Raw genomic sequence first — 302 nt, 5'->3', positions numbered from 1 at the left:
CCTTTCTTTTTTATGATTATAACTAAAAACAGCAAGCAATAATTGGATTATTTTTATTTATACCAATAAGCTTAATGCTATTGTAATCGGTACCTTCTTTGTAGCTCTTTAAAATATTATCAACACTCTTGCTGTCCTTGAACGTGATAATTGCATTTGGATCTATTTTTAGAAAAAGCTCTTTAAAAGTTTCTATTATGCTGGAGTCTAAATTACTTTGTATCTGTAAGCCGATCATATCTAGCTCCCTATTTTTTAAATTATAGCATACCAGTAGTTTTTAAAATAAACTGCTAGTATCT

At 28.1% G+C, this 302-nt stretch carries 1 protein-coding gene; it reads right to left on the bottom strand.

Features of this window, described 5'->3' with window-relative positions:
* Nucleotides 1–22: 22 nt before the first annotated feature.
* Nucleotides 23–238 (bottom strand): hypothetical protein, encoded by a 216-nt coding sequence (locus tag CDOM16188_RS11165; protein ID WP_172202219.1) that lies wholly within the window; start codon nucleotides 236–238, stop codon nucleotides 23–25.
* Nucleotides 239–302: the final 64 nt, after the last annotated feature.

The sequence above is a fragment of the Campylobacter sp. RM16188 genome, assembly GCF_012978795.1.
Lineage (GTDB): Bacteria > Campylobacterota > Campylobacteria > Campylobacterales > Campylobacteraceae > Campylobacter_A > Campylobacter_A canis.
The sequence above is the reverse complement of the archived record's forward strand: the minus strand, read 5'-3'. Positions and strand labels throughout refer to the sequence as shown.

Bases quoted from the DNA above. Each gene is read 5' to 3' on its own strand.
- CDOM16188_RS11165 (WP_172202219.1), bottom strand. From the start codon at position 238: ATGATCGGCTTACAGATACAAAGTAATTTAGACTCCAGCATAATAGAA.